Annotated in this window: 17 protein-coding genes; 10 read left to right on the plus strand and 7 right to left on the minus strand. The window is 69.2% G+C overall.

Translation table 11 applies throughout. The features are described 5' to 3' along the window. Positions 1-22: 22 nt before the first annotated feature. Both B4V04_RS13160 and B4V04_RS13165 read left to right on the plus strand, forming a co-directional pair. The gene (locus tag B4V04_RS13160) at positions 23-238 is read left to right on the plus strand and encodes a hypothetical protein (RefSeq protein WP_498232208.1); all 216 of its coding nucleotides are present in this window, start codon (positions 23-25) and stop codon (positions 236-238) included. Between the two features lie 99 nt (positions 239-337). Beyond that, a complete protein-coding gene (locus B4V04_RS13165) occupies positions 338-1,342 on the plus strand; it encodes a prepilin peptidase (RefSeq protein ID WP_498232209.1) in 1,005 nt (334 codons plus the stop codon). 39 nt (positions 1,343-1,381) lie between these two features. On the opposite strand, the gene dnaG is transcribed toward B4V04_RS13165, so the two are convergent. After that, positions 1,382-2,950: a DNA primase DnaG gene (dnaG, locus tag B4V04_RS13170; RefSeq protein ID WP_498232210.1), complete on the minus strand. Its 1,569-nt coding sequence runs from the start codon at positions 2,948-2,950 to the stop codon at positions 1,382-1,384. A 176-nt stretch (positions 2,951-3,126) separates the two neighbouring features. On the opposite strand from dnaG, the gene B4V04_RS13175 reads away from it, so the two are divergent. Both B4V04_RS13175 and B4V04_RS13180 read left to right on the plus strand, forming a co-directional pair. Next, positions 3,127-3,411, plus strand: coding sequence for a DUF3311 domain-containing protein (locus tag B4V04_RS13175; RefSeq protein ID WP_241662512.1), 285 nt, complete (start codon positions 3,127-3,129; stop codon positions 3,409-3,411). Then, positions 3,408-4,892 (plus strand): sodium:solute symporter family protein, encoded by a 1,485-nt coding sequence (locus B4V04_RS13180; RefSeq protein WP_498232211.1) that lies wholly within the window; start codon positions 3,408-3,410, stop codon positions 4,890-4,892. Before B4V04_RS13175 ends, B4V04_RS13180 begins: the two co-directional genes overlap by 4 nt. 51 nt (positions 4,893-4,943) lie before the next feature. On the opposite strand, the gene B4V04_RS13185 is transcribed toward B4V04_RS13180, so the two are convergent. Next, on the minus strand, positions 4,944-5,129 hold the full coding sequence (locus B4V04_RS13185) for a hypothetical protein (RefSeq protein WP_498232212.1): 186 nt from the start codon (positions 5,127-5,129) through the stop codon (positions 4,944-4,946). Between the two features lie 344 nt (positions 5,130-5,473). On the opposite strand from B4V04_RS13185, the gene B4V04_RS13190 reads away from it, so the two are divergent. The 5 genes from B4V04_RS13190 (at position 5,474) to B4V04_RS13210 (ending at position 10,307) form a co-directional block, all read left to right on the plus strand. Then, positions 5,474-6,130 (plus strand): helix-turn-helix domain-containing protein, encoded by a 657-nt coding sequence (locus tag B4V04_RS13190; RefSeq protein ID WP_498232213.1) that lies wholly within the window; start codon positions 5,474-5,476, stop codon positions 6,128-6,130. Between the two features lie 67 nt (positions 6,131-6,197). Then, on the plus strand, positions 6,198-7,082 hold the full coding sequence (locus B4V04_RS13195) for a YqcI/YcgG family protein (protein WP_498232214.1): 885 nt from the start codon (positions 6,198-6,200) through the stop codon (positions 7,080-7,082). After that, positions 7,075-7,668: a cysteine hydrolase family protein gene (locus tag B4V04_RS13200; RefSeq protein WP_498232215.1), complete on the plus strand. Its 594-nt coding sequence runs from the start codon at positions 7,075-7,077 to the stop codon at positions 7,666-7,668. Before B4V04_RS13195 ends, B4V04_RS13200 begins: the two co-directional genes overlap by 8 nt. A gap of 98 nt (positions 7,669-7,766) precedes the next feature. After that, positions 7,767-8,705, plus strand: a complete 939-nt coding sequence (gene lipA / locus B4V04_RS13205; protein WP_498232216.1) for a lipoyl synthase — start codon at positions 7,767-7,769, stop codon at positions 8,703-8,705. Between the two features lie 216 nt (positions 8,706-8,921). Continuing rightward, a complete protein-coding gene (locus B4V04_RS13210; RefSeq protein ID WP_498232217.1) occupies positions 8,922-10,307 on the plus strand; it encodes an ABC transporter substrate-binding protein in 1,386 nt (461 codons plus the stop codon). Positions 10,308-10,495: 188 nt separating this feature from the next. On the opposite strand, the gene B4V04_RS13215 is transcribed toward B4V04_RS13210, so the two are convergent. From B4V04_RS13215 to ggt, 5 genes are all read right to left on the minus strand, one after another. Beyond that, complete coding sequence (locus B4V04_RS13215; protein WP_498232218.1) at positions 10,496-11,200, minus strand: ABC transporter ATP-binding protein; 705 nt, start codon at positions 11,198-11,200, stop codon at positions 10,496-10,498. Beyond that, positions 11,197-12,009: an ABC transporter ATP-binding protein gene (locus B4V04_RS13220; protein WP_498232463.1), complete on the minus strand. Its 813-nt coding sequence runs from the start codon at positions 12,007-12,009 to the stop codon at positions 11,197-11,199. Before B4V04_RS13220 ends, B4V04_RS13215 begins: the two co-directional genes overlap by 4 nt. A gap of 131 nt (positions 12,010-12,140) precedes the next feature. Continuing rightward, on the minus strand, positions 12,141-13,532 hold the full coding sequence (locus B4V04_RS13225; protein WP_498232219.1) for a branched-chain amino acid ABC transporter permease: 1,392 nt from the start codon (positions 13,530-13,532) through the stop codon (positions 12,141-12,143). Beyond that, on the minus strand, positions 13,529-14,641 hold the full coding sequence (locus B4V04_RS13230; RefSeq protein ID WP_498232220.1) for a branched-chain amino acid ABC transporter permease: 1,113 nt from the start codon (positions 14,639-14,641) through the stop codon (positions 13,529-13,531). The genes B4V04_RS13225 and B4V04_RS13230 overlap by 4 nt, the downstream gene beginning before the upstream one ends. A gap of 210 nt (positions 14,642-14,851) precedes the next feature. Next, positions 14,852-16,510 (minus strand): gamma-glutamyltransferase, encoded by a 1,659-nt coding sequence (ggt, locus tag B4V04_RS13235; protein ID WP_498232221.1) that lies wholly within the window; start codon positions 16,508-16,510, stop codon positions 14,852-14,854. A gap of 291 nt (positions 16,511-16,801) precedes the next feature. On the opposite strand from ggt, the gene B4V04_RS13240 reads away from it, so the two are divergent. Then, positions 16,802-18,532, plus strand: coding sequence for an ABC transporter substrate-binding protein (locus B4V04_RS13240; protein ID WP_498232222.1), 1,731 nt, complete (start codon positions 16,802-16,804; stop codon positions 18,530-18,532). Positions 18,533-18,568 lie beyond the last annotated feature (36 nt).

Here is an 18,568-nt window from a genome sequence, read left to right on the forward strand (position 1 = left end):
GTTGCCCGCCGAAGTCGGTACCATGACGCTCCTCTCCGGGGTCGCCCTGCCGTGGTCGCTCCCGCTCACGCTCGTGGTCTACGGGGTCGTCGTCGCCGCCGCGGCGTGGATCTACCGCGACGCGAGGGCACGCGGGAGCCGCTACGCGCCCCTCTGGGCGGTCGCGACCCTCGCGTTCACCATCCTCCCCGTGCTCGCGTACCTCTACCTCCACCGCGACGCGGGAGCGGGGCCGTGAGCGCTCCGAGAGCGGTCGATACCGTCCGCGTTCCCCGGCGCTATCGATCGCGATACCCGAACCCGAACGCCTAATTACGCCCGCGGCGGCCGTGGGGACATGGTCGCCACGCTGCCGGACCTCCTGCGCCTGCTCGTCGTTCCCGTCTTCGCGTGGGCGGCGCTGCGGGACGTCCGGACCCGACGCCTCCCGAACCGGATCTGGCCGCCGCTGTACGCCTTCGGCGCGCTGCTGCTGGTCTGGGAGGCGGCGTCGACGTGGCCGTTCGCGGGGGTCTCGGGGCGCCTGTTCGTCGTGCAGGCCGCGATCAGCCTGCTGTTCGTCGCGCCGCTCGGCTACGCGTTCTGGTACCTCGGCGCGTTCGGCGGGGCGGACGCGAAGGCGCTGATCGCGCTCGCGCTCCTCTTTCCAACCTTCCCGGAGTACGGCGTCGCCGGCGTCACGCTCCCGCTCGTCGAGACCCAGATCGGCGTCTTCTCGCTCACGGTCCTCACGAACACGGTGCTGCTCGGGCTGGCCTATCCCCTCGGGCTCGCCGGACTCAATCTCCTCCGCGGCGAGCTCTCGGCGAACGCGTTCCTCGCGCGCCCGGTGGCGACGGAGTCGCTGCCGGACCGCCACGGCCGGCTGTTCGAGGACGACGCCGGCGAGACCCGAAGCGGGCTGGACCTCGACGCGCTCCGGATGTACCTGCGGTGGCGCGGGCTGACGCTCGCGGACCTGCGCGCCGACCCGGACCGCCTCCGCGACCCGGAGAGCGTCGGCGAGACGTTCGATCCGACCGACGGCGGCACCCACGTCGGCCCGCGGACCGACGGCGGGGTCGCGGCGCAACCGGAGGGCGAGGCCGCTCAGCCGGACTCCGGACCGGCGGCGTTCGACGACCCGTGGGCCGCCGATCGGTTCCTCGCGGAGATAGACCGCGGGGCGTACGGCACCGACGCCGAGACGCTCCGCGGCGGGCTGGCGGTCGTCGCCCGGAAAGAGAGCGTGCTGGTGTCGCCCGGGATGCCGTTCGTCGTCCCGATGACGGTCGGGCTCGTCGTCTCGCTGACGTTCGGCGACGCGCTGTTCGCGCTGCTCGGCGTCGTCGGACTGGTCTGAGCCGGCGGAGCGGGAGGCGGTCGCCGGCCGCCGCGGGTCTCAGCTCCCGGCGCGGAGGTCGCCGACCGTGAGCACGCGGGTCCCCACGGGCCGTTTCACGAACTCACCGACCTCGCGCCCGAGCAGCTCGCTGACTCCGCGCTGGGCCGCCACGTCGAGTAAGCGCTGATCGATCCGGCCGTCGACGACGACCGTGTGCGGCGCCGTCTCGGCCGACTCGATCGCGTCGAACGCGGCGGCGGCGTCGACCTCCGCGAGGACGCCGCGGTCGTCGCCGAGCAGGCGGGCGCGGTCGCTCCCCGAGTCGACGACCTCCTGGACGTGCTCCTCGATCGACCGCGGCTCGTCGTCGACGGGGACGTCGTCGGACGGGTCGGCCGCCCCCTCGTCGGCTTCCGCTCCCGATTCCGCGTCGGCCGCCTCCGAGGACCCCTCGTCCGTCGGTTCGGCGGGCGTCGACTCGGCGTCGACGACGTCGACTTCGACTGACTCGGGGCCGCTCTCGTCCTCGGCGACCCCGTCTTCTGCGGCGGTCGCGGGCGCCTTCTCGACGGCCTCCACGAGGCCGCTCTCGGTCTCGTCTCGGGCCGCGCCGGCGACGACGCCGTCGGTCCCCGGATCGTCGGGGTCGGACGCGTCGGAGTCGGACGCGTCGGGATCGGACGCACCGGGCGTGTCGGGAGCCGGCGCCCCGGACTCGGCGTCCTCGGCTTCGCCCTCGGGCTCTCGGTCGTCGACCTCCCTCTCACGCCCGGCACTTCCGGCGCCTTCGTCGTCCGCGGCCGCCTCGCGGAGGTTGGGTTCGTCGTCGAGGGTGTCGTACGGCACCTTCCCGCGGAGTGCCTCGAAGACGGCGTTGCGGTCGAGGTCCTCCACCGACTCGCCGGGCGGCGCGAACGCGACGTAGTCGACGTCGCCCACCTGCGCGAGCTCGCGGAGGATGAGCTCGCCGCCGCGGTCGCCGTCGAGGAACGCGGTGACCGTCCGGTCGGCGGTGAGGTCGGCGACCGCGTCGGGGACGTTCGTCCCCTCGACGGCGACCGCGTTCTTGATCCCGCACTCGAGCAGCGTGAGCACGTCCGCGCGCCCCTCGACGACGATGACGGCGTCGGAGTCGCCGACGCGGGGGCCGGCCGGGAGTCCCTCGTACTCGACGATCCCCTCGACGCGGGCGGCCTCGCGGACCTCTTCGAGGATGTCGTCGCTCGCGAGGCTCGTCTCCTCGAAGCCGCCGGCGATCAGCTCCTTGGCGCGCTCGACGACCTCGCGGCGCTTCGCCGCCCGCACGTCCTCGATGCTCGTCACCTCCACGGAGGCCTGGCAGGGGCCGATGCGGTCGATCGTCTCGAGGGCCGCCCCGAGGATCGCGGTCTCGACCTTGTCGAGGCTCGACGCGACGGTGACCTCGCCGAACGACTGCCCGTTCTCCGACTGGACGGAGACGTCGATCCGGCCGACCCGCGACGACTCCTGGAGGTCGCGGAGGTCCAGCTCGTCGCCGAGGAGCCCCTCCGTCTGGCCGAACACCGCGCCGACGACGTCGCTCCGCTCGACGACGCCGTCCGCCGCGATGGTGGCGTGTATCAGGTATTTCTCTGTGTCTTTCATGATGGGTGAATGGTGATGATCGGGCGGCGTTCGCCGCCCGTGCGCTGTTGTGCGCGTCGCCGAAAATAGTTATCGCACCCGCCTCCGTCGGGGAGCTTTGAAGAAATATATTCTACAAAAACCCATACTGAACTGTTTCGATAAGATTTATGCGTTCAAAGTCGTTATCGTTCGACATGAGACGACCTCGGAGAGATATCGTGTGGATTCCGACGTTCGCGCTGCTCGTCGCGTTCGCGGTTCCGTGGCCGCTGTGGGGCGTCGACCGCGTCGTCGCCGGACTTCCGGTCTGGATCTGGTGGCACGTCGCGTGGCTCGGGCTGTGCGCGGTCCTGTTCTCGCGGTTCGCCCGAAGCGGCGCGTGGGAGCGCGGGATGGGCCTGCGCCCCGAGGCGAACGGGGAGGACCGCGGCGCGGGGGGCGACGCGAGGGGTCCCGCCGCCGGGGGTGACCGACCGTGACGCTCGGGCTCTCGCTCGGGATCGTCGTCGGCTACCTCTTTTTGGCGCTCGCCGTCGGACTCGTCGCCTACCGCGTCTCCGAGACGACGGCCGAGGACTACTACCTCGCCAGCCGGTCGATCGGGACGGTGGTGCTGCTGTTCACCACCTTCGCCACGCTGCTGTCGGCGTTCACCTTCTTCGGCGGCCCGAACCTCGCGTTCGCCGCCGGTCCCGAGTGGCTGATCGTGATGGGGACGCTCGACGGCGTGCTGTTCGCGGTGCTGTGGTACGTCATCGGCTACAAGCAGTGGCTGATCGGCAACCGGAACGGCTACGTGACGCTCGGGGAGATGCTCGGCGACCGGTTCGGCTCGACCGGACTTCGGGCGCTCGTCGCCGGCGTGAGCCTCCTCTGGCTGTTCCCGTACGTCATGCTCCAGCAGATGGGCGCCGGCGAGGCGCTCGTCGGCCTCACCGACGGCGTCGTCCCCTACTGGGGCGGCGCGGCGCTCATCACGGCGTTCATGATCCTCTACGTCGTCCTCGCGGGGATGCGCGGGGTCGCGTGGACCGACACGATCCAGGGGCTGTTCATGCTCTCCGTCGTCTGGCTCGCCGCCGTCTGGGTTGTGTCGGCCGTCGGCGGCGTCGGCGCGGCGACGGGCGCGATGCTCGACGCCCGCCCCGACTTCGGGAGCTTCGGCGGCGGCACCTACTCGGTCGGGTTCATCGTCTCGACGGCGATCACCATCGCGTTCGGCGTGACGATGTTCCCGCAGATCAACCAGCGGTTCTTCGTCGCGAAGTCGGGCGAGACGCTGAAGCGGTCGTTCGCGCTGTGGCCCGTGCTCGTCCTCCTGCTGTTCGTCCCCGCGTTCATGCTCGGCGCGTGGGCGGCCGGGATGCCGGTCGACGTGCCCGAGGGCGCGAACGTGCTCCCGGTCGTGCTGAACGAGTACACGCCGGCGTGGTTCGCCGCGCTCGTGATCGCCGGGGCGATGGCCGCGATGATGTCCTCGTCTGACTCGATGCTGCTGTCCGGGTCGTCGTACTTCACCCGCGACCTCTACCGGCCCGTGGTCAACGCCGACGCCTCCGAGCGCCGGGAGACGTGGGTCGCGCGGATCGGCGTCGCCGCGTTCGCGCTGCTCGCGTTCGCCGCGAGCCTGTTCCGGCCGGGGACGCTGATCGAGGTCGGTAGCACCGCCTTCTCCGGGTTCGCGCTGCTGGCGCTCCCGGTGATCTGCGCGCTCTACTGGGACCGGACCACCCGCACCGGGATGATCGTCGGCGTGCTCGTCCCGCAGCTCGCGTACCTCGCGGTGGTGCTGTCGGCCGTCGTCGGCTTCGTCCCGACGCTGCCCCGCGCCGTCGCCGGCGGCTGGGACGTCGCGCTCGGGCTGATGGCGCTGTCGGCGCTCCTCACCGTCGGCGTCTCCCTGCTCACCGCGCCGACCGCGGAGGGCGACGCCTCTCGGTTCGCCGTCGCCGGGGACTGAGATCGGACGGATCCGGCTCGGACTCGAGGTCCGAGCGCGAGCGGCGACCGGCTACTCCGAGACCGTCGACTTCCGCACCTGGGAGACGACGACGTCCCAGTCGGGGTGTTCGGGGCCGTTTCGGCAGTCCCACCCGCCCTCGACGTCAACGCCCTCCTCGTGCGCGCGGCGGAGCAGCGCCCGCAGCTCGTCGCGGAACTCCGCCTCGGCCGTCGGCGAGTCGTCGCCGGGGCTCATGCGAATCGCGTCCCGTCGATTCCGCCGCCCGACGTCTCCGCCCGATCGGACCGCGTCGGAGACGCCTCCGAACTCGGACCAAGAGCAAACGGATCGAGGGTAGCGCCGCTCTCACTAACATACATGCGTGGATCGAACCGGCCGACTCGGTTCAACTACACTACTGATAGTACAGTGGCTATTTATAATGACGGGCCGCCACCGCCGGTGCGCGGTCGCGAGTGAACCCTTCGCGCGATCGCGGCTCGAACCGCTCCGCTGCGTCCCCGCCATCGCCCAAACCCTGATATACCAAGCTCGCCCTCTATAAGGGGCAATCGAAAACGGATCACCGAGGCCAACTGATGAGCGTAATCGTGGAGTTCCGCGTCCTGTCAAGCGATTTCGAACTCGGTCAGATCCTTCCCGTCGAAGGGAACTCCACCGTCGAGCTCGAGACGCTCGTTCCGCTCGGCGAGGCCTCCGTTCCGCTGTTCTGGATCCACGACTCCACCCGCGAGTCGTTCGTCGAGCGCGTTCGGCGCCATTCGTCGGTCGAGCAGGCCACGGCGATCGACGCCTTCGAGGACCGGACGCTGTTCACGCTCGACTGGGACGCGAACCGGGACCACCTCGTCGACGCCGTGCAGGCGAACGACGGGCAGATGTTGAGCGCCGTCGGGTCGGCCACGTCGTGGACGTTCGAGGTCCGGTTTCCGACCCACGAGTCGCTCAGCGCGTTCTCGACCAGCTGCGGGGACGCCGGGATCAACCTGGAAGTGACCCGCGTGTACAACCCCTCGGAGCCGGACGTCCAGCCGTGGTACGGCCTCACCGAGCCGCAGTTCGAGGCGCTCACGCTCGCGATCGAGATGGGGTACTACGACATTCCCCGCGGGTGCACGACGAAGGAGCTCGCCGACGAGCTCGGCATCTCCGACCAGGCCGTCACCGAGCGCCTCCGACGCGCCATCGTGGCGCTGGTCACGTACACGCTCCCGGTCGGCGACGAGGGCCGGTGAGTCCGGTCTCCGGTACGTTCGCCGCCGGCGACGAAAGTCAAAAGACCGCTTGCCACCGACTGCCGGCATGAACGAGCCCGGCACCGAGGGCGTGCTGTTGGATCAAGCGGCGCTCCGCGGTCGGCTCGACGACGCCCCCGCCTGGCTGCGCGAGCACTACCGCACCTTCCGCGAGTCGATGCTCGGCGAGCGCGACGGCTCGCCGTTCCCCTGTTACTTCGGCATCGAGGCCGAACGGGAGGGCGACCTCCTCTACGCCGCCTGCGAGTCGACGACCGACCCCGCCGCGCTCCTCCGCCTTCGCGACGTCCTAGTCGAGTACCTCGACACGTACGACGACCACGCCGACCGCGCCCCGCTGGCGGTGTTCTTCCGGCCCGAGGGCGACCGAGGCGAGGCCCACTACCACGAGCGACTGTGGAACGTCCTCGAGTTCCTCCACGTCCACGACCCGGCGCCGTGGCCAGATGGGATTCCGACCGACCCCGACACCGCGCGGTGGGAGTTCTGCTTCGGCGGCGAGCCGCTGTTCCCGACCTCGCGAGCGCCCTTCTACGACGAGCGCCGGAGCCGGTACTCGCCCGTCGGGCTGGAGGTCACCTTCCAACCGCGGGCGGTGTTCGAGGGGCTCACCGCCGACACGGAGGCCGGCGAGGGGGCGCGGGAGGCGATCCGCGGGCGCATGGCGGAGTACGACGGCGTCTGTCCCCACGCCGACCTCGGCGACTGGGGCGTCGAGGGCGACCGCGAGTGGACGCAGTACCTGTTCCGCGAGGACGGGGACGCGAGCCCCGACGCCTGTCCCCTGCGGCCGACCCGCGAGCATCCCAAGGCGCCGGAGGGGCTGCTGGAGCCGGGCGCCTGGCGCCGGTTCGCGGAGTCGCGCCACTCGGGCAGCGCGTCCGGGCCCGACGCGGACGCGGCCGTCACCTCGGGGCTCGGCGATGACTGAGCCCGACGGCGCCGGTTCGGTCCGCTCGGAGGGCGGTTCCGCGCCCCACGACGACGCGGTCCTCGTCCTGATCGACTTCCAGGTCGGCTTCGACGAGCCGGGGTGGGGCGAGCGCAACAACCCCGACGCGGAGGCGGTCGCGAGCGCCCTCCTCGACCGATGGCGCGCGGCCGACCGCCCGATCGCGCACGTCCGACACGCCTCGACGGAGCCGGACTCCCCGCTCCGCCCGGACGCGCCGGGGTTCGGGTGGAAGCCGGAGACGGCGCCCGTCGACGGCGAGGAGACCTTCGAGAAGTCGGTCAACGGCGCGTTCCTCGAGTCGGGACTGGACGCGTGGCTCCGCGAGGCGGGCCACGAGTCGCTCGTCGTCTGCGGTCTCACCACCGATCACTGCGTCTCCACGACGACCCGCGAGGCCGAGAACCGCGGCTACGACGTTCGCGTTGTCGCCGACGCCACCGCGACGCACGCCCGCGAGGCCTATGACGGCGAGGCGATCGACGCCGACACCTCTCACCGGGTCGCGCTCGCGCACCTCGACGGCGAGTTCGCGACCGTCGTCGAGGCCGACGACCTCCGATAGGCGCCGGCCCGTCGCGTGGCGACCCCGGGTGCGACCGGTCCGCCACGACGACCCCGTGCGATCCTCACGTTTTTGCACCCGGCCGCCGTGGTTCGGGTATGCAACGCGGTCGTCGGAAGCCGGACTGGCTGAAGTCGCGACCCCCGTCCGGCTCCCGGTTCACGGAGATCAAGGAGCGCCTCCGCGAGCGCGACCTCCACACCGTCTGCGAGGAGGCCAACTGCCCGAACATGGGCGAGTGCTGGTCCGGCCGGGACGGCCCCGGCACCGCGACGTTCATGCTCATGGGCGACCGCTGCTCGCGGGGCTGTAACTTCTGTGACGTCGCGACGGGCGGGATGGAGCCGCTCGACCCCGACGAGCCCGCGAACGTCGCCGAGGCGGTGGTCGAGATCGGGCTCGACTACGTCGTCTTGACCTCCGTCGACCGCGACGACCTCGCGGACGGCGGCTCCGCGCACTTCGCCGAGACGATCCGCGAGATCAAGCGGCGCGACCCGGAGATACTCGTGGAGACGCTGATCCCCGACTTCCAGGGGGACCCGGAGGCGATCGACCGGATCGTCGCCGCCGGCCCGGACGTGATCGCGCACAACGTCGAGACGGTCGAGCGCCTCCAGTGGCCCGTGCGCGACAGGCGGGCCGACTACGAGCAGTCGCTCGGGGTGCTCGACCGCGTGGACCGCGAGTCCGACGTCCACACGAAGACGAGCCTCATGCTCGGCGTCGGCGAGTACGCCCACGAGGTGTATCGGACGCTCGGCGACCTGAGCGAGGTCGGCGTCGACGTCGTCACCTTCGGACAGTACCTCCGGCCGTCGCGCTCGCACCTCGACGTGTTCGACTACGTCCACCCGGACGCCTTCGAGACGTGGCGCGCGGTCGCCGAGGAGGAGTTCGACTTCCTCTACTGCGCCTCGGGCCCGATGGTCCGCTCGTCGTACAAGGCCGGCGAGCTGTTCGTCGAGGCGCTGCTCCGCGAGGGCCGCTCGCCCGAGGACGCCCGGCGGCACGCGCGCGCCGCCGGCGGGGACTGACGGGGCGACCTCGGCCGGCGACGATCTCTCGCGGAACTGACCTGTCGAGGCGGCCCGAGGGGGCCGCATCGATCACGTATGAAAACGGGTACGACGGCCGCGAAATGCGCCCCCGTCCCGGATCGAAGTAATATACCTTATATGAGAGTTATTGACAAGACTTGTGTGAGAGTTGACAGGGATATACTTATCAAAGTGGACTCTATATGAGTGGGTATGTCATACCACAAACGACGGCGTGACGTGCTGAAGACTGTCGGCGTCGCCGGCGCGATCGGACTCGCCGGATGTTCGGCGGACACCGGAGACGGTGGCGACGGCGGCGACGGAGACGACGGCGGAGACGGAGATGACGGTGGGGACGGCGGCGACGGCGGCGACGGCGGGTCGGGCGGCAGCGGCCCGGATCTCCTCACCGTCATCGGCTACCCGGAGAGCGGGATCCAGCTGTTCCGCGACTACTACGCCGCGTCCGACGGGGCGGAGGAGATCCTCATTCCCGACGGGCTCCAAGACCCCTCATTGCCGGGGCAGGTCGGCAACGACATGAACAACGTCACCGGGACCGCGCCGGCGGCGGGCGGCCCGAATCAAGAGGCGTTCGAGGGCCTCTTCCAAGACGAGTACGGTGAGTCGCCGGGCGTGTTCACCTCGCAGTCGTACGACTCCGCGGCCGCGCTGATACTCGCGAACGTCGCGGCGGGCGAGAACGACGGGACCGCGATCCGCGATCAGCTCCGTCGCATCGCGAACCCCGGCGGCACCGAGTACGGGCCGGGTGAGTTCCTCGACGCCGTCGAGGCGGTCGCAAACGGCGAGGACATCAACTACCAGGGGGCGTCGAGCGCCGTCAACTTCGACGAGAACGGCGACCCGGCGTCGGCAGCGTACTCCATCTGGGAGTTCGCCGGCCAGGACGCCGACTCCGTCGAGGTCCAGGAGACGCAGAACTTCGAGGGCTCGAACCCCGAGGGAGCCGGCCCGTCCGCCGACTCCTCGCCCGGCGGACTCGGCCGCGAGGTGAGCGTCGGAATCCTGCTGCCGGAGACGGGTGACCTGGCGTCGACGGGGCAGCCGATGATCCGCGCGGCGGAGCTGCCGGCCCAGCAGGTGAACGACTCCGACCTCGACCTGACCGTGAACGCCCAGTTCGAGGACACGAACACCTCGCCCGACCAGGGTATCAGCGGCGCCGAGTCGCTGATCAACGCGGGGGTTCCGGCGGTGTGCGGGACCGCCTCGTCCGGCGTGAACGTGCCGGTTTCACAGGAGGTGTTCATCCCGAACGAGGTCGTCGGCTGCTCGCCGTCCAGCACCGCGCTCTCGGTGACGAACCTCGAAGACGACGACTACATCTTCCGGACGGCACCGAGCGACCAGCTCCAGGGCCGGGTCATGGCCCAGGTCGCCTCAGAGCGACTCGAAGCGGAGACCGCCGCGACGCTGTACGTCAACAACGACTACGGACAACAGCTCTCCGAGCGGTTCAGCAGCGTGTTCGAGGACGAGTTCGACGGCGAGGTGTACGACCAGATCAGCTTCAACATCGGCGAGTCGTCGTACTCCAGCGTCATCGAGCAGGCGCTCACCAGCGGGAACTGACCGCGATCGGAGCCGACGCGCCTATCGGGCGGCCGGCCGAGCACTCCCGTTTTTTCAGACGATCCGACCGAGAAGCGGTGCGGTTCGGACGCGCGACTCGCTCGCGAGCGACGCGTCGCTTTCGCGCCTTCCGCTCCGTCTCGTAAAAATCGGACCGCGGACCGGCGGTCGGTAGGCGACGCGACCGACTACCCGCCGAGGAACTCCCGGCGGACCTCCTCGTCGTTCAGCAGCGCAGTCCCCTCGTCCTCGAACCGGTTCTGCCCGTTCGCGAGCACGTACCCGCGGTCGCAGCGTCTGAGCGCTTCCTTGGCGTTCTGCTCGACCATCAGGACCGCCGTGCCCGCCTCGTTGATCTCGTCGATCTTGTCGAACATCTCGTCGACGAGGTCGGGCGCGAGCCCCGCGCTGGGCTCGTCGAGCAGTAGGAGTTCCGGGTCGAGCATCAACGCCCGTCCCATCGCGAGCATCTGGCGCTGACCGCCGCTCATCGTCCCCGCCCGCTGGTGTTTCCGCTCCTCGAGGATCGGGAACCGGTCGTACACCGTTCGGAGCGCGTCCTGTGGCACCTCGTCGAGGATGTACGCGCCCATCTCTAAATTCTCCTCGATGTCGAGCTCCGCGAAGACGTTCTCGCTCTGGGGAACGTACCCCAACCCCTTGTGAATCACGTCCTCGGGTTTCGTCCCGCTGATGTCCTCGCCGTCGAACGTCACCGTCCCGCCCATATGCGTCGTCAGTCCGAACACCGACTTCATGACGGTGGACTTGCCGGCCCCGTTCGGGCCGACGATGGTGACGTACTCTTCGTCGTCGACGTCGAGGTCGACGTCGGTGAGGATCTGGAGGTCGCCGTAGCCGGCGTCGAGGTCGCGGACTTCGAGCAGACTCATACCTCACCTCCGAGGTACGCCTCGATGACCTCCTCGCTCTCTTTGATCTCCGCCGGCGTTCCGTCCTCCAGAATCCGGCCCTGGTGCATGACGATGACCCGCTCGCAGTTGTTCATGATGAGGTCCATGTCGTGTTCCACGATGAGGAAGGTGTACCCCCGCTCGCGCAGCTCGTGAATGTGTTCGAGCAGTCGCTTCTCCAGCGTCGGGTTGACGCCCGCGAACGGCTCGTCGAGGAGCAGCACGTCTGGGTCGGTCAGGAGCGCTCGGGCCATTTCCAACAGCTTCCGCTGGCCGCCCGAGAGGTTCCCGGCGTACTCGTCGGCGAGGTGATCGATCTCGAAGAAGTCGAGCACCTCCCAGACCCGTTCGAGCTGTTCGGTCTCCTGGTCGCGCACCGCCTCGCGGGTGATCGGCATGATCGACCGCCACAGCGACTCGCCAACCTGCCCCTTCGGCGCGAGCATCATGTTCTCGAGAACGGTCATCTCCTCGAGCTCGCGGGCGATCTGGAACGTCCGCGCGAGCCCGCGATTCGCGATCTCGTGGGGTTCGAGCCCGGTGATGTCCTCGCCGTTGAACCGGACCGTTCCCTCGTCGGGATCGAGCATCCCGGTGATGAGGTTGAACGTCGTGGATTTCCCCGCGCCGTTCGGCCCGATGAGTCCGGTGAGCGTCCCCTCCTCGACGTCGAAGCTGACGTCGTCGACGGCGGTGATCCCGCCGAACTCCTTCCGGAGCTGTTCGACTTCGAGGGGCGCGTACCGGCCCCCGTCGTCCCCGCTCGGGACGTCGGCCTCGGAACCCATCACCTCGGTCAGGTCGGTCTCGGGCGACGACCCGTCGGCGGCGGGGTCGTCCGCGGCGGACGAGGAGGAGTCGTCCGCCGCCGCGTCTCCGACCGGCTTCGAGTCGCCCGCGGCGGACTCGTCGGTCTCGCTCATCGATCCTCACCCCCGTCGGCGGCCGCCGGCTGCCCGCTCGATCCGCCGCTTCCCGGCCGCGCGAGGTCGACGCTCGACGCCGTCTCCTTGCGGTGTCCGAGCAGCCCCTCCGGCCGGTTGTGCATCAGCCAGATGAGCACCACGCCCATGATCACCAGCCGCAGCTGGCTGACGCTGTCGAGCGTGTACAGGATGAACGGCATCGGATCGAGCGACGCGAATCCCGCCATCGCCTCGCCGAAGTTCCGCGGCGCGGAGCCCAGTTCGAAGGCGGCCTCGACGAGGTTCTTGAAGTACCGCGGCCCCTCGTACAGCAGTCCGGCGAAGATCGCGCCGCCGAGGAAGCTCCCGGTGTTCGAGCCCGCGCCCCCGATGATAAGCGCGATCCAGACGAAGAACGTGATGTTGGGTCGGAACGACGGCGGCGTGACGCTCCCGCGACCCGAGTACCAGAGGATCCCGGCGAGCCCCATCAGCGCGGCCCCGAGCACGAACGCCGTGAGCTTGAACCGGTCGGTGTCCTTCCCGAGGGCGTTCGCGACGTCCTCGTCCTCGCGGATCGCCTTCAGGACGCGCCCGAACGGGGACTTCCCCGTCCGAGAGAGCAGGAGATAGAACAGCCCGACGCCGATCAGAAGGACGACACCGTACACAACCCCGTCGAGCACCGGCTTGGGGTTGTTCGGGATGAAGTTCCGCTGGACGAACGCGATCAGGCCGAGGTACGGCTCCCAGAGGAAGAGGGATCGCAGCAGCGCCTCGAGCGGATCTGTGTAGTTCAGAATGAGTCCGCCGCCCCCGCCGAGCCCGACGGTGTCCGCCGTCGGATCCAGCGTGAGCACCTCGTTACCGAGGACGGAGAAGCTGATCGTGTCCGGCACCGTGAACGTCTGGAACGTCCGGGACATCATCGTGAACCGAACGATCTCCGAGAACGCCACCGTGACGATGGCGAGGTAGTCCGCCCGGAGCCGGAGGGCGGGTAACGCGACCAGCAGTCCGAACAGCCCTGCCACGACCACGCCGGCGACGACGCCGACGAACAGCGGGAGCCCGAACCCGCCGACCTGCGCCGCGCCGCCCTCGGCGACCGGCGGCTTCGAGACCACTGCGGTCACGTAGACGCCGATTCCCATGAAGCCGACGATACCGATGTTGAACAGCCCGGTGTACCCCCAGTGGAGGTTCAACGCCAGCGCGAGCATACCGAACACGCCGATGTAGAACGTGAGGTTCGCGATCGAGTTCAGCTGTCCCCGGAGACCGTATCCGAACGCGACTCCGGCGAGGATGTACGTCAGGTAGAGCGCACCGAGGACGGCGAGGACGAGCGTCCCGTCCCGCTCGAAGAGCCCCTCAAACCGCCCGCGAAGGTCTCCGGCGCTCATGCCGTCGTCCTCCCGCTGAAGATGCCTTCAGGCTTGAACAGTAGGATCACGATCATCACCATGAACGCGGCCGCGCGACCGAACTCGGAGGGGATCCAGATCACGGAGAGCGAGGCGGTCAGACCGATGACGATCCCGCCGCCGATCGCGCCGTAGATCGAGCCGATCCCACCGAGGATGACCGCGGCGAACACGAGCAGCAGCAGCAGCCACCCGTCGTTAAACCCGAGCGTCCCCTTCCAGAGGACGAACATGTAGCCCGCGACGCCCGTGAGCCCGGCCCCGACGATCCACGTCGTGCGGATGACCCGCTCGGTCGGGATCCCCGTGATCCGCGCGAGGTCCTCGTTGTCGGACATCGCGCGCATCGCCTTGCCGAGCTTCGTCCGCTGGAGCAACAGGTGGACGCCGAGCATGAGACCGCCCGCGACGACCACGAGCGCGATGTCGTGGGCCGACACCCGGAACGTCCCGTCGATCGCCGGGACGTTCACGCGCGGGACCGATCCCGCCGCGGTCGTCCCGCGCACGCCGGCGCCGAAGACGAACTGGAGCAGGTACCGGAGCGCGAACGCGACCCCGATGCTGGTTATCAGCAGCGCGATACCGCTCTCGTTACGGATCGGTTTATAAACGAACCGGTCGATTGCGAGCGCCAGCGCGATCGTGGCGACCCCCGCGACGAGGGCCCCGAAGACGACGGCGATCGGCGACGTCGTGACGCCGATACCGAGCGCGCCGCCGAACACCGACCCGCCCGCGCCGACGAGCAGGAGCGCGCCGACGCTGTTCTCGCCGATCCCGGCGATGAGGTAGCTGGTCGCCATCCCGGCGAACGCCCCGCTGGTCAGGTAGTCGCCGTGCGCGAAGTTCGCGAAGTTGAGAATGCTGTACGTCATCGAGAGTCCGATGCCGGCCAGACCGATGACTAACCCCCGGAGCAACCCGTCCCAGACGAGGGACGCGAGGCTGCTGATCTGGACCCCCCCGGTCAGCAGCCCCGAGACGAGCGACCACGCCATCCACAGGGCCACGAGCAGGACCCCGATGGCGAGCGGTTCCTCGCTGAGGGTTTGTCGGTATCGGACGTACGTTTCAGAAACACTCACGTGATAACACTCCTCATCAAATCGTATGAATCAACCTATAAGACGTTTTCTACCCAAAATCGGCCGACGTATGCCGTATTTAGACACATAAGTCGTATCTGAGGGATATAACCACAAGCGCGTCGGGTCGGGAGACGGCGACCGCGTCGACGGAGACGGTTCGTCGGTCGCCAGACGCCCGTTCGTCGATTGCCAGACGCTCGCTCTCGGTCAGTACCCCTGCGCGTTGCCGTCCTTCCGAGGCTCGGTGGCGGCCGAGAGGACGCCGTCCTCGTTCCGGACGATCTGCGCGCCGCCGAACTGGACCGGCGAGAGCGTTCTGACGTCGTGGTCCCTCCGGACCAGCTTCGCGGTGACGTCGGGGTCGAAGTGCGGTTCGACGCCCAGCTCGCCGCTCTCGCGGTACCGCCACCGCGGCTCGTCGAGCGCGCGCTGGAGCGGCATACCGTAGTCGACGACGTTCGAGATGACCTGCACGTGCCCCTGCGGCTGCATGTACCCGCCCATCACGCCGAAGGCGGCCCAGTCGTCCTCGTCGAGGCGGACGATCGCGGGGACCAGCGTGTGGAACGGGCGCTTGCCGGGTTCGAGGCTGTTCGGGTGCTCGGGGTCGAGCGAGAAGGATGCGCCGCGGTTCTGGAGGGCGATCCCCGTCTCGCCCGCGACGAGCCCCGAGCCGAAGCCGGCGAACCGCGAGTTGATGTACGAGACGACGTTCCCCTCGTCGTCGGCGACGGTGAGCAGCACCGTGTCGGCGTCCTCGGCGTTCGCGTTCGGCACGCCGAAGGAGACGTCGTGGTCGGCGGTCGGCCCGACGCCGGCCGCCCGCTCCGCCGCCCAGTCGGCCGACCCGAGCGGGGGGATCTCCTCGTACTCGGGGTCGGCGATGTAGCGGTGGCCGTCGTGGAAGGCTAACTTCAACGCCTCCGCGAAGTAGTGGACGCGGTCGGCGGTGTCGTAGTCGTACTCGCCGGCGCCGAGCTCGCTCGCGATGTTGAGCGCCTCCAGCGCGACGAGCCCCTGGTTGTTCGGCGGGAGCTCGTACACCTCGGCGCCGTTGTACGTCGTCGAGATCGGCTCGGGCCACTCGACCTCGAAGTCGGCGAGGTCGTCGACGGTCATGAACCCGCCCTGCGACCGGACCTCATCGGCGATCGCCTCGGCGATCTCGCCCTCGTACACCACGTCGGCGCCGTGCTCAGCGATCTTCCGCATCGATTCGCCGAGCCGCGGGAGCGTGACCGTCTCGCCGACCTCGGGCGCCTCGCCGTCGAACAGGAACGCCTCCCGGGCGTGGTCGTCGGTGAACAGCTCCTCCGCGCCGGCCCAGTACGAGGCGATGACCTCCGAGACCGGGTACCCCTCGGTGGCGTACCGGATGGCCGGCTCGAGTGCGTCGGAGAGGGTGAGCCGCCCGAGCTCCTCGATCGTCGCCTCCCAGCCGCGGGCCGTGCCCGGGACCGTGACGGCATGGGGGCCGTAGAACGGCATGCCGGCCTCGTCGGTGTCGTCGACCGCGTAGCCGCCGTCGTCGGGGTAGTACGAGGAGACGTCGTCGTCCTCCCGCAGGGCGTCGCGGACGTTCTCGATCGTCGCGCCGGCGGGGGCCCCGCCGCAGGCGCGCATCGCTCCCACGTCGCCGTCGGCGGTGCGGTACAGCGCGAACACGTCGCCGCCGAGCCCGGTCGACGTCGGCTCGACGACGTTGAGCGCGGCCGCCGTCGCCACGGCCGCGTCGAACGCGTTCCCGCCCTCGCGCAGCGTCTCGATCCCCGCCTGGCTGGCGAGGGGCTGGCTTGTGGCGACGACGCCGCGCTGGCCGTACACCGTCGACCGCCGAGACGTGAACCGGTCCAGGTCTGGCTCCATACCCCCCATCCGGCGCCCCGGATTATAAATATCGGACCGGATCTATCCGGTCGGCTCGCCATCGGCCGCGGCTCTTTTTGCCGGCCGCTCGCGGCTCCCCAGCGGGCGGTGTGCGGCTCATCGATCCGCGGTACCGACACTCGCGTTGATCGTTCTTTCGCGTTATCGACAGATTCGGTGATCGATCGTGTCATTTCTGCTTATCGAAAGGGAACCGGCCGATTACTGTACGGACGGTGGTTTGCGGTAAAGAATAGAATGGTTTTTAACACACCACGAGTACGTGTGGGTATGTCTCATTCCGACAACGGACAGACGCGATCGGCAGCGACTCGCCGACGAGTTCTCGCCGCGATGGGCGGCGCGAGCGTCGTCGGTCTGGCGGGCTGTGTCGGCGGCGACGACGGCGGTGACGGCGGCGACGGCGGGGACGGCGGTGACGGCGGTGACGGCGGCGACGGCGGCGACGGCACGAACGAGTTCGTCGCCTCGGCCGCCGCGAACCCGGGCACGTTCGACCCGACGATCATCACCGACGCGACCTCCAACTCCGTCATCGGGACGATGGCGTACGAGCGGCTGGTCGCGCTGACCTTCGATCTCTCCGAGGTCCGGGGCGAGCTCGCGTCCGACTACGAGCAGGTCGACGACACCACCTTCCGGTTCCAGCTCCGCGAGGGCGTCACCTTCCACAACGGCGACGAGTTCACCGCCGAGGACGTCGCGTTCTCCATCAACCGGACGAGCGGCACGACCAACGACGCCGACGTCTCGTTCATCGAGAACGTCGAGGTCCTCGGCGACTACGAGGTCGAGATCACCTCGAGCGACCCGCACGCGCCGTTCCTGAACGACCTCGCCGCCGTCCCGATCCTCACGAGCAAGACGGACGCGATCAGCGAGAACCCGGAGCAGGACGAGCACGACTTCACCGAGCAGACCCTCGGGACCGGCCCGTGGGAGTTAGAGGAGTTCTCGGCCGAGGACCGCGCCGTCCTCGTCCCGTACGAGGACTACTGGTACGACGGCGACGAGTACCCCGGCACGGCGCCGTGGGACCAGGTCACGTTCCGGGTCATCCCGGAACAGGTCTCTCAGGAGGAGGCGATGGCCGCCGGCGAGCTCGACATGATCGACAACGCGGCGCCGTTCGAGCTCGACCAGTGGGAGAACCAGACCGGCGAGGTCGTCACCGGCAGCGCCGTCGGGTTCGACTTCATCTCGTACCCGGTCAACCAGAGCCCGTTCACGAACGAGAAGCTCCGGCGCGGGATGACCCGACTCCTGCCGAAGTCGGACGTCATCGAGGCCGTCTTCGGCGGCTACGCGACCGAGCTCGCGGCCCCGATCAGCCCCGGACTCGGGGCGTTCTGGGACGAGGAGCACGAGCAGCGCCTCCTCGACGAGTACGTCGGTCAGGACGAGGAGGAGGGCCTCCGGCTCATCGGCGAGGCGTTCGAGGAGGAGGACATCGAGGCGCCGTTCGACGTCTCGTTCATCACCAACGTCAACCGGACCCGCGAGCGGTGGATGGAGATCATCCAACAGACGATGGACGAGACGGAGTACTTCAACGCCGAGCTCGACGTCCGCGCGTTCGACGACCTCGTCCCGTTCCTGCTCGACCCCGAGGGCGCCGCGGCCAGCACGGACGTCGTCGGAATCGGCTGGACCGGCGGCTCCGACCCCGACGGCCACGTCAACCAGCTGCTCCACTCCAGTCAGCACGTCCCGGACGGGTTCAACTGGAACCTCTACGCGAACGACGAGATGGACTCGCTGATCGAGGAGGGTCAAACGACGCTCGGCGCCGACGAGCGGCTCCCGATCTACCAGGACCTGCAGGAGCTCGTCGCGCAGGACGTCCCGATGGCGAACATGTGGACCGGCGACCAGATCGACGTCCTCAACCCGTCGAACATCGAGTCGATCGATCAGTGGAGTCCCCACCCCAACTCGAGCAACCGGTACAACACGCTGTACAAGCCGCACCTCGGCGAGATCGTCTACCCGGCGGAGTAACGGCCCCGAACACCCGATAGCCCTCTCATTTCACCT

The sequence above is a fragment of the Halorubrum sp. B52 genome, assembly GCF_059752555.1.